The sequence below is a fragment of the Aquiflexum sp. genome (assembly GCF_041749095.1).
Classification (GTDB): Bacteria; Bacteroidota; Bacteroidia; order Cytophagales; family Cyclobacteriaceae; genus Aquiflexum.
Genome location: NZ_JBGTCA010000267.1, coordinates 1 through 11,654 on the forward strand (window position 1 = coordinate 1; position 11,654 = coordinate 11,654).

The window sequence follows — 11,654 nt, forward strand, 5'->3', positions numbered from 1 at the left end:
CTGTCTATCACTCACGGAACCATACTACCATACAGGCAAGTGCACTATACTCAGATCGGCCATACTGCACAGAGTTCCCGCAAATTTAATACGTCATTTCCTTTCTGTAAATGCCAAATTTTAAAAACTACCAATGACAGATTTTGAAATTGATGGTTTAGAACTATGAATAGCATTCAAATCTTGTAAATGACTTTGCCTTGTCACCTCGACGTCAGGAGAGGTCTGCAGCCCGATTTGATGTCATTACCTTTTCTGAACATTTACAAAATGTTGGGGACTCGGGATGACGGGCAACTTGATGTCATTACCTATTCTGAACATTTTCAAAATGTTGTAATCTCGGGATGCCGGGTAACCTGATGTCATTTCCCTTTCTGTAAAGGTCAATTTTTATTACTCGAAGTGCCAAAAACGAAACAATCAAACACCACTCCCACATGACCAAAAAAGTCCTTATCATCACCTACTACTGGCCGCCTTCGGCGGGTTCGGGGGTTCAGCGATGGCTGAAGTTTGCGAAGTATTTACCTGAATTTGGATGGGAACCTATAATCTTCACTCCTAGTAACCCTGATTTTGACCTTAAAGATGAAAGCCTCTTAAATGAGATCAATCCTCAATTGGAAGTGATTAAATTCCCTATCTGGGAGCCCTATGGCATTTTTCGAAAGCTTAAAAAGGAAAAGTTAACTGACACTTCGAAAGTTTTGGAGAAAAAGAAAAAATCATTCACCGATCAGTCTGCTATCTGGTTGAGGGCCAATGTACTGATTCCTGATCCACGGATTTTTTGGGTAAGGCCTTCCGTTGATTTTTTAAAAGATCTTATAGAACAGGGACAATTTAATGCCATTATTACCACTGGACCTCCACACAGTCTCCATCTAATTGGGTTGGGACTTAAGAAAAAAACGGGAGTTCCCTGGTTGGCAGACTTTAGAGATCCTTGGTCAAAATGGGAATTTCTGGATACTTTACCAATGTTGGATTGGGTCAAAAAAAAGCATAAAAAATTGGAAAGGGACGTTTTAAACTTCGCTGACATCACCACAACCATCAGTCCCACGTTTCAAAAAGATTTTGAAATCCTCTGCCAAAGAAAGGTACAACTCTTGACCAATGGCTACGATTCATCAGACTTACCCGTAGATTGGAAATTCTCAGTTTCAAGCCAGGACACAATAGAAATTCTCTACACCGGCGTGATTGATGCCATCAGGAATCCGATACCTTTCATCCAAGCTTTCAAGGAAGTTTTTCAAGAATCAAACAAAAAAGCAATCCTGCGATTTGTTGGGAATGTTTCAGAGGCCGTCGTAAATCATTTATTTCAAGATTCCTGGCTAAGGGAAAACGTAAAATTAGAAGGATATGTCTCCCATGAAAAGGTGTTCGATTACTACCAAAATGCCCACTTGTTACTTCTTATCCTGACGGACACCAAAAATGCCAAAGGAAACATACCGGGCAAACTATTTGAATATCTTTCTACCGGCAGACCAATTTTGGCACTTGGAGATCCCGAAGGGGATTCTTCTGAAATTCTTTCTTCCTGTCAGGGCGGAAAAGTAATCGCCCACACCGACAAGGCCGGAATAAAAGATTTCCTGATTAACTTTAATCCCCAATCAGAATTCAAGGTTTCTGAAAAAGTAAATCAATATTCCAGAAAAAACCTGAGCCAACAACTTGCCAAACTATTAGATGAACAAACCGATCCCCTTTCTTGATTTAAGTCAGATTCCTCCGGATCTGAAGAATGCACTCAAGGAAAAATTTTCTCAGATGCTGGAAAAAGGTATTTTTTCAGGTGGGGAAGAAATATCCCAATTTGAATCCAATCTCCGTGATTTTTTAAAAGTTCCTTTTGCCATTGCCTGTTCCAATGGGACTGATGCATTGGAATTGGCATTAAGGACATTGGGCATCGGGCCAGGTGATGAGGTCATTGTACCTGCTCTAACGTGGGTTTCAACAGCAGAGGCTGTATTTATCATGGGAGCAAGACCGATTTTTGCTGACACAGATCATAATGGATTAATTGATTTGGGGAAATTGGATGCTCTTTTTACCCAAAAGACCAAAGCAATAATTCCTGTTCACTTATATGGAAAGATGGTGGACATGGAGAAATTATTGGAATGGTCAAGACCAAAAATCATCCTTATCATAGAAGATGCAGCACAGGCTTTTGGAGCATTTCAAAACGGTATCAGCGCGGGAACTTGGGGAGACGTAGGTTGTTTTAGCTTTTATCCCACCAAAAATCTTGGCGCATTGGGTGAAGCAGGTGCTCTGGTGACAAAAGATGAAAGTATTCAAATTCGATTGAAGCAAATGATCAACCATGGTCAGGCGGCCCGGGATAAGCACTTAAGTATTGGTAGAAATGCCAGGATAGACAGCCTTCAGGCCGGCTTTATGAATGTGAAAATGGATTACTTCCAAGCATGGCAAAAAAAGAGGAAATTACTATCCTCCATCTATCTGGAAAACCTTATAGATGTTGGTGACCTGTCACTGCCTTTGGATATACTTAGGCCCAATCATAATGCGCATTTATTTGTAATAAAAACAGGAAAACGGGATAAACTCAAGACGTATCTGAAAAGCAAAGGTATCGGCACTGCTATTCATTATCCCACCATCCTCCCAAAGATGCTTCCTTATCAAGATGGGAAGGAATATCCGATTGCTGAAAAATTATCAATGCAAGTATTATCACTTCCCCTGAATCCCTGGATGAATGATGAGGATGTTTTATCCATCAGCTACGAAATCAAAAGATTTTTTGAAAAAGCATAAATTAGCGACTGCACACTGTGTACTAAGAAAAACTGCCAACTGAGACTGCTTTCTACAAACTTCAAAAAAGTCTACTGAACACTGAACACTGCCTACTGAACATTGAACACTGCAAATTACTTGTAATCCACATAATACATATCAATATTGCCTTTGTTTTTTGCAGCAATTTCACCCCTATGTTCAAAATTAAAATCTTCTTTTATCAGTAAATAGGTCTTTTTGCTGACGTTGATTTTCCCAACCTCCGAATTTTGTTCCATTCGTGCAGCAATATTGACAGCGTCACCCCAAATGTCATAAGCAAATTTTTTAACACCGACAATTCCCGCTACCACGGTGCCCGAATTAATGCCTATCCTGATCTGAAATTCATTTTTGGAATTTGCCATATAATCCCGGATTTCCAATGCCGCAAGGGTAATATTATAGGCGTGACGCTTGTTTTCTCTAGGTAATCCTGAAACGGCTAGATAGGCATCTCCTATGGTCTTGATTTTTTCTATGTCATATTTTTCAATGATTTTATCAAATGCTGTAAAACTTTCATGGATATTCCTGACAAGTTCCTTAGGGGAAAGTTTTTCACTTATACCCGTAAAGTTTACAAAGTCAATAAACATAATAGTTACCTCATCATATTGCCTTGCCATAGAACTACCTTTGGCTTTTAGCTCCTGAGCGATTTCTGCAGGCAAAATATTAAGCAAAAGTTCATCTGATTTCATTCTCTTCTCCTCCACATCATCCAAGGCTTCTTTGAGGATTAGATGAAAGATTAAATTTTTTCTGATCAGATAGTACCGGTAAATGGCAAACAGGTAGGAAGAAAACGCTAAAATGAGAAATATAAAGTATTGAAAAGAAGTGAGCAGGACAGTAAAATCCTGATGACAGGTAAATTGAAAAACTAACAGGATAATCACCGAATGCAGGACAAAATTAATAAAATAAAGAAAAGGTCTTAAGAGCGTAATCAATGCTGTAGGCACCAATACACACAACTGTCCAAATAAAAAGGTGTTATATCCTTCCTGACAATCTGCCCAAAATCCAGAATTAATGTAAAGTAGATAAGCAACAAAACAAAAAAGGTATTCATGTATGAAAGTGACTTTGTTTTTAAAAATAAAAAAGAAGATCAAGGCCACAGCAGTCAAAATGCTTGGACCCAAACGAAACCAAAACCACAATCGATAAGAATTGGTCAAAAATTCAATTTCTGAAAACATGATTAGAGGAGCTCCGAAAACCACAAAAATTGAAGCCCATTTGGCATATATCTTTCCCAGCCTGATATACTCCTCTTTCCATTCCTTGGATTTTTCATTATCCAAGGAATCAAAAATATACTTTTTTATAAATGAAGGAAACGATTCTCTGAGCATCATTCTAATTAACTATCAAATTTTTGATAAATCTCTTTTTCAAAGAGTTTGGCTATTTTTTTATCGCGTTTTGACTTCAACATATCTGGAAAAGGGATTACTCCAAAAATTTTCGAATGCTTTAATGGATAATCCTCTCTGATATTAATGGCATAGTCAGGACTACTGACTTCATCCGCATGTTCTACCCAGACAGAATGGATTGTAAATCCAAATGAGAAATCCGGGTGTTTCAATTTGACCTTGGGGCCATTTTTCAGATCATTCGCATCAAAAATCCAAACCTCGGGTTTATAATCTAATTCAGTAAAATTATCATTGGGATCACCATTGATGACCGTTGTGAGAATATATCCATCTTTACCTGAGGGTACGTTATGGGTTGCATTTTTTCTTGGCACAAACTGCAGGGTCCACATATATTGTTCCTTGCCGAATGCATAAAATTCCTCCGATTCCATAGTTTGGGTATTGACGCATTGCAGGACAGGTGGCGCACCTTTTTTGGTCAAATTCAACATATCAACAGATTTGAATTGTTTTTGTGGTCTTGTACTATCAGAATACATATCAAAAATAAATTTTGAAAGGTGGTCTTCTTTAAGTCCATAGCTTTGCCAAAATATATGGGTGATCTTTGGAGTATTTGTTTCATGGCTCAACATGTCTCTATGGGTATATAAACCGATTCCCCATGTGTGGGCTTTAGTGATATTACCATTTTCCAGACCATCAAAAAATTTAAAATCTGATTGGTTTTCAATAAGTTTACCATTTGCTGCATCTATTTTCAACCTTCCGATCCTACCGATATCCATCTCTCCTACTGCAATCAATCCCAATTTATCATTTTTAATTTTTTTGTCCGGATCGGTGGCGAGTGTATCATAACTTCTCAACCAATCCGCAACACAGGCACAGCAATTATGAGCGCTATGTAAAGTGACGACATCATCAGAATCATCATAATCCACTGAAAAGTGTACAGTCTCATGTATCAATGATATGGATTTGGCTTTTACTTTTTTGTTATTCGAGTCAGACAAATCCGATCTCTTTATCAAATAAAGCATGCTGTTTTCATTCATAGGCTGACACATAATTTTCCTGATCATTGGTCCGATTTTCGGATCATTCTGAAAAGGGAAATTCAGCATGGTATCAAATGTGAATTTGAAATTGGTATCGCACAATATGATGTAGTTTTTGCTGAATCCAATCTGATGCATATTATGGGCAAGGTTAATGGCTTTTCCATTTTCATCCAGGACTTCCCATTCCTCCATTGTTTTTTGACCGGCCCATTTCATCAAAAAAACCGAATTATTGCTCAGCAATACTTTTCCGCTCAATTTATTGAATAACTCCCTGATTCTGGCAAGGATTTTTGGAACAAAAGGAAGACGTCGAAGGTGTTCGGAAAAAACAAAATTATCGATTTCATTAATTATTTTGGCCTGGGCTACTCTTAGTTCCTGGCCTTTGGCATCGAGTTTAGATCTTTCGGATAGCTTTGATAAAAATTCCCGCAGGCGGCCTTCATTTCGGACATAAAATTCAAAAAGGAGCTTGTCCATCCAAGCTTCTTTTTTACTTTTTCCAAAATTCACGGTGAAAAGCTCCTCCGTATCCGGGTCAAAAACAGGATGTGCTGTACTCATTACAGTTTTAAAAGGTGTATTCATAAAAAACGGCAGAAATGATCGCCAGACTTTGTTTTTACCAATTGGAGTAATCAGTTTGAATGTCTTGGGATCAAACTCATAAGGCCTGCCTGCATCAAATGTGGCAAGCAACCTGGTTTTACCCTCGGATTTGAAGCGGATAGGCATTACCGCAGTACTCAGTTGGTTTCTTGTCCCTAATCTCAAGGACCTCCTTCCCAAACCGATGTTCCTAAATTTGAAGTTCTTTCCGTAAGTGGAATCAGGAGATGAAGTGGCAACATCCGCATAGTAACAGGGAGTTTTCATCAGACCTGTACTCACCTTGACTTTTTCACTTTCATTCAAATCAAAACGGATAACTACACCATCTCCGTTGATAAGAGGACTTCCAAATTCTTCATTAAAACCACCTTCAGGTAGATTTTCCTGATAAGGCAATCCTTTGGAATTGACTGTCCCACAAGCTGAATTGATAAAAACATACCCATACATATCAGTTGGTATTCTACCTTCAATCACCGTTAACTCCACATCAATTTCTGATGTGGAAGCTGTAGAAAATGCCCTTGCCATAATTTTTTGTCTATAAAAATTTTTATCAACTATACTTTCAATATATAATTCAAAAACAGGTTTTACCCTGTACCTTCTTTTCGGTTTTTAAAAATCCAACCTCGAAAAAGAGCGACACCGGATTAAATTTAATTATTTCTTTCTGTGGTTTATTAAAAATTCTGAAATTTAGTACATTTAAAAATCATTTATTTTGGAATTTAATATTCCATGCCAATAGAATTCCGTCAAACATGAAACCCACAGATACCAAAAACCCCGAGTACTACCATAAAGTAGTTGATTGTCAATACGCTTGTCCTGCCCACACCCCTGTCCCTGAATATATCCGGCTGATAGCTGCCCAAAAATTCACAGAGGCCTACATGATCAATTGGGAATCAAATGTTTTCCCCGGAGTATTGGGAAGGACTTGTGACCGTCCCTGTGAACCTGCCTGCCGTAGAGTTAGGGTCGAAGAGGAACCTGTAGCAATCTGTAGACTGAAAAGAGTTGCTGCCGATAATAAAGGGGATGTAAAACAACATATGCCCCAAGGCCCCTTTCCCCCAAATGGAAAGAAAATCGCTTTGGTCGGTGGCGGTCCGGCATCATTGACGGTTGCCAGAGATTTGGCGCCTTTGGGATATGAGATTCATCTTTTTGATGAACAGATAGCCGGTGGCGGAATGATGCGGAGTCAGATACCTTCCTTTAGACTTCCTGAAACAGTCCTCAATGAAGAAGTCAATTATATTTTGGACTTGGGGATCCATACGCAGTTTTTGACTTATGTAAAAAGTCTCAAAGAAGTCTTAAATCAGGACTATGATGCAGTATTTGTAGGAACCGGAGCTCCAAGAGGCCGAGACCTTCCAAAGCTTCCCGGAAGAAAGGAAGCAGATGCCCACATTCACATCGGTATAGAATGGCTGGCAAATGTAGCTTTTGAACATACCAAGTCCATCAACAAAAAAGTGATCGTTTTGGGCGGTGGCAATACTGCCATGGATTGTTGTAGAACATCGAGAAGGCTCGGTGGCAAGAATGTCAAAGTGGTTGTAAGGAGTCCTTTTGATGAAATGAAAGCATCTCCCTGGGAAAAAGAAGATGCAATTCATGAAGATATAGAAATCATCGATAATCATGTCCCTTTAAGTTTTGAGCATGAGAACGGTAAACTTACAGGAATGAAATTCCAGAAAGTAAAAGCTGTCTATGATGAGAATGGCAAAAGGCAATTGCTTCCGACCGGAGAGGATGATGTCTTTATCGAAGCAGATGAGGTATTGATTGCCATTGGTCAGGAAAACAGTTTTCCCTGGATCGAAAGGGATCTGGGATTGCAGTTTGATAAATGGGATATGCCTGTAGTCGATGAAGTGACTTTCCAATCAACCAACCCAAAGGTATTCTTTGGAGGTGATTCAGCCTTTGGCCCCAAGAATGTGATTACCGCGGTAGCCCATGGGCATCAGGCAGCGGTTTCCATACATCTTTTTTGTGATGGTGAGAGTCTATATGATAGACCTTCTCCCTACACCAACCTTATCAGTCAAAAAATGGGCATTCATGAGTGGAGTTATGACAGCAGTGTGGCCATTGACCAAAGGTACATTGTTCCTCAGGCCAAAAAATCCATAACCTTAAAAGACAGGAAAAAAGAGGTTGAACTGGGATTCGAAATTGCCACAGCCTATCGGGAAACCCAAAGATGTCTCAACTGTGATGTACAGACGGTATTCAAAGAAGATCGCTGTATTGAATGCGATGCCTGTATGGATGTCTGCCCAACCTCCTGCATTACCTTTACCACCAATGCCGAAGAACCTGAACTGAGACAAAAACTTTTGGTGCCTGCTGAAAACCTGGAGCAGGATCTTTTGGTATCCTCCGATCTGAAAACAGGAAGGGTGATGGTCAAAGATGAGGATGTCTGCCTTCATTGCGGACTTTGCGCCGAAAGATGTCCTACCTCAGCTTGGGATATGCAAAAGTTTTTTTATTCTGTCACCAAAGCCAATCAAATGTCAACCGCTTTTCCCCAAATTGAAAAATGAGTCAATCCATCAATGATTTTATAGTCCGCTTCGCCAATGTAAACGGAACCGGTTCGGCCAGTGCCAACTATCTTTTTGCAAAAGCTATCTTCAGAATGGGAATCCCTGTTACACCCAAAAACATCTTCCCTTCCAATATCCAAGGCTTACCCACTTGGTATGAGGTGCGGGTAAGTGAAAAAGGATATTTGGGAAGAAGGGAAGGCATTGACCTGATGGTATCTGTCAATCCCCAGAGTATGGCCCAGGATGTCAAAAATGTCAAGCCGGGGGGATATTTTATGTATGACAGTACCAAAAAGCTCCCCGACCCTTATATCAGGGAAGATATCCATTATTTGGGTATCCCCATGATGGAGATGTCAAATCAGGCTTTTTCAGATCCCAGGAAAAGGCAACTCCTAAAAAACATCATCTATGTAGGGGCTTTGGCCAAATTGATCAACTTGGATATCGTTGAAGTAGAAAAGCTGATTGGGGAGCAGTTTGAAGGAAAAGCTTCACTCATTGAAGCCAATCATATAGCTCTAAAGTTGGGAATGGAATTCGTTGAGTCAAATTTTGACTTTCCATTACCATTTAGACTTGAAAGAAAAAATCTCGTGAAAGGTAAAATTCTCGTGGATGGGAACACCGCTTGCGGTTTGGGTGCTGTTTATGGTGGGGCCACGGTTATGGCCTGGTACCCCATTACGCCTTCCACCTCAGTGGCAGAAGCCTTTGAAAAATATTGTGAAGAATATAGGATTGACCCTGAAACCGGGGAGAAAAGATTTGCCATTGTCCAAGCAGAAGATGAACTGGCAGCCATGGGAATGGTCATTGGGGCCAATTGGAATGGTGCCCGTGCATTTACCGCCACAAGCGGTCCTGGGGTATCATTGATGAATGAATTCTTAGGATTGGCCTATTTCGCAGAAGTCCCGGCTGTATTGGTGGATGTGCAGCGTGCAGGTCCAAGTACGGGGATGCCTACAAGAACACAGCAACCTGACCTGATGCTTGCAGCTTACGCATCCCATGGAGATACCAAACATGTGTTGCTTTTACCCAGCACTCCAAAAGAATGTTTTGAAATGACAGCGAAAAGTTTTGATCTGGCAGAGAGGCTGCAAACCCCCATCATGGTGATGACCGACTTGGATTTGGGTATGAATGACCATATCAGTGACCCATTTGAATGGAATGATAAAAGGAAATATGACCGGGGCAAAGTATTAAATGCCGAAGAATTGGAGCATGTTGGCAGGTTTGGAAGATACTTGGACGTTGACGGTGATGGTATTCCATTCAGAACTTACCCCGGAACACACCCGACTAAAGGAGCTTTTTTCACCAGGGGCACTTCCCGTGATGAATATGCTGCTTACACAGAAGATGGTGCTGCATACAAAAGAAATATGGACAGACTGATGGTCAAATGGGAAACTGCCAAGAAAATCGTTCCTTCTGCACAGCTTTATCAAAAGAAATATCAAAGTCCTTATGGAATTTTGTTTTTTGGAACTTCTACTTTTTCTTCAGAAGAAGCTAAAGAATTACTTCAGGAAAAAGGCATTGAAGTGGATGCCATTCGGATCAAAGCGTTCCCTTTTGGAGCTGAGGTGTTGGAATTTGTCCACTCCCATGAACTTGTTTTTGTCATTGAGCAAAACAGGGATGCGCAGATGCGCAGCATGATGATGATAGAGATGGAAACCAATCCTGCCAAACTGATACCTGTTTTGAATTATGACGGTATGCCGATCACTGCAGATGCCATCAAAAACCAGATTACTAATCACCTCCAACAATTTAAAAACCTAAATCATGAGTTATCTAAAACCACAGTTTAGACACCCTAAGCTTCCAAAAAATAAAATCGGATATACCATCAAGGAATATGAGGGTCCTTTGTCCACACTTTGCGCCGGCTGTGGTCATGACAGCATCAGCGCAGCCATTGTACAGGCATGTTTTGAAATGTCCGTAGAACCACATAAAGTGGCCAAGATTTCCGGAATCGGATGTTCCTCTAAGACCCCATCCTACTTTTTGGGCAATTCACATGGCTTTAACTCGGTCCATGGTAGGATGCCTTCAGTAGCGACGGGAGCAAGTATGTCCAATAAAGACATGGTGTATTTTGGGGTTTCCGGTGATGGTGATTCAGCATCGATTGGTATGGGGCAATTTGTCCATGTCATCCGAAGAAACCTGAACATGGTTTATATTGTCATGAACAACGGCTGTTATGGACTGACCAAAGGCCAGGATTCTGCCACTGCTGACCAAGGTTCCAAAAGCAAAGCAGGCTCCATCAATCCTTTTCAGGCCATCGATCTGGCAAGTCTGGCGATTGAATTGGGGGCACCGTTTGTTGCCCAGAGCTTTAGCGGAGACAAACAGCAGTTGGTACCCATCATCAAAGCAGCTATGCACCACAAGGGATTTGCATTTATAAATGTCATTTCTCCTTGCGTCACCTTTAACAATAATGCTGGATCTACCAAGTCCTACGATTATGTCAGACAGCATATTGAGGCAACTTCCACTTTGGATTTTGTACCGGAAATGCCTGCCATTACTACCAAATATGACCAAGGTAAATCAACCAAAGTGGCTTTGCATGATGGGTCTATCATTCAACTCAATAAACTGGCAACAGATTGGAATCCTGAGGATAGGCTTTCTGTAGTTAATGCCCTACAACAGGCGAGATTGAAAAATGAAATCCTCACAGGACTACTTTATGTCAATACAGAATGGAATGACCTTCACGGAACTTTGAATACCTGCAAAACACCGTTAAATAAATTGACAGAAAAAGATCTATGTCCGGGAGAGGAAATTTTGGAAGGAATTAATTCGGGATTTCGGTAAAAATCAGAAATCTATCATTGGTTCGAAGATAACGTAGGTGACACTGATTTATTTATCTGTGAATATCTGCAATATCAGCGTCATCAGCGTTCTATTCAGAATGTAAAAGTGAGTTTATAGGCAAAAAAAAACCGGATTCTAGATCCGGCTTTTTTTAGGTTTTAATCTTTTTTGATCTCAACTTCCAGCTTTTTGGTTTTTACCGAGCCGCCGTCAGAACTGATTTTAATTTGAGTATCTGCTTCTTTTTCAGATTTGACTTCAATTGTAGTCTCTTTTACTGTTTCTTTTGCAGGTTTGTTATTGCAGCCAAAAGC

General features: G+C 40.3%; 7 protein-coding genes. 5 read left to right on the plus strand and 2 right to left on the minus strand.

Annotated elements, in window-relative coordinates; all coding sequences use genetic code 11:
* The first annotated feature begins 440 nt into the window (after positions 1 to 440).
* Both ACEW8O_RS12575 and ACEW8O_RS12580 read left to right on the plus strand, forming a co-directional pair.
* Positions 441 to 1,733 carry a glycosyltransferase family 4 protein gene (locus ACEW8O_RS12575; protein WP_373494976.1) on the plus strand — a complete coding sequence of 431 codons (1,293 nt, stop codon included), beginning with the start codon at positions 441 to 443 and terminating at the stop codon, positions 1,731 to 1,733.
* A complete protein-coding gene (locus ACEW8O_RS12580) occupies positions 1,708 to 2,808 on the plus strand; it encodes a DegT/DnrJ/EryC1/StrS family aminotransferase (protein ID WP_373494977.1) in 1,101 nt (366 codons plus the stop codon). Before ACEW8O_RS12575 ends, ACEW8O_RS12580 begins: the two co-directional genes overlap by 26 nt.
* A gap of 116 nt (positions 2,809 to 2,924) precedes the next feature.
* On the opposite strand, the gene ACEW8O_RS12585 is transcribed toward ACEW8O_RS12580, so the two are convergent.
* Together ACEW8O_RS12585 and ACEW8O_RS12590 are read right to left on the minus strand one after the other, a co-directional pair.
* Positions 2,925 to 4,199: an adenylate/guanylate cyclase domain-containing protein gene (locus ACEW8O_RS12585; protein ID WP_373494978.1), complete on the minus strand. Its 1,275-nt coding sequence runs from the start codon at positions 4,197 to 4,199 to the stop codon at positions 2,925 to 2,927.
* A 5-nt stretch (positions 4,200 to 4,204) separates the two neighbouring features.
* A complete protein-coding gene (locus ACEW8O_RS12590; protein ID WP_373494979.1) occupies positions 4,205 to 6,436 on the minus strand; it encodes a carotenoid oxygenase family protein in 2,232 nt (743 codons plus the stop codon).
* A gap of 233 nt (positions 6,437 to 6,669) precedes the next feature.
* Here ACEW8O_RS12590 and ACEW8O_RS12595 point away from each other — a divergent pair, with 233 nt between their 5' ends.
* The 3 genes from ACEW8O_RS12595 to ACEW8O_RS12605 are packed head-to-tail and all read left to right on the plus strand — an operon-like array spanning position 6,670 to position 11,337.
* The gene (locus ACEW8O_RS12595; RefSeq protein WP_373494980.1) at positions 6,670 to 8,475 is read left to right on the plus strand and encodes an FAD-dependent oxidoreductase; all 1,806 of its coding nucleotides are present in this window, start codon (positions 6,670 to 6,672) and stop codon (positions 8,473 to 8,475) included.
* Positions 8,472 to 10,310 carry a 2-oxoacid:acceptor oxidoreductase subunit alpha gene (locus tag ACEW8O_RS12600; protein ID WP_373494981.1) on the plus strand — a complete coding sequence of 613 codons (1,839 nt, stop codon included), beginning with the start codon at positions 8,472 to 8,474 and terminating at the stop codon, positions 10,308 to 10,310. Before ACEW8O_RS12595 ends, ACEW8O_RS12600 begins: the two co-directional genes overlap by 4 nt.
* Positions 10,285 to 11,337: a 2-oxoacid:ferredoxin oxidoreductase subunit beta gene (locus ACEW8O_RS12605; protein WP_373494982.1), complete on the plus strand. Its 1,053-nt coding sequence runs from the start codon at positions 10,285 to 10,287 to the stop codon at positions 11,335 to 11,337. Before ACEW8O_RS12600 ends, ACEW8O_RS12605 begins: the two co-directional genes overlap by 26 nt.
* The last annotated feature ends 317 nt before the right edge of the window (positions 11,338 to 11,654 follow it).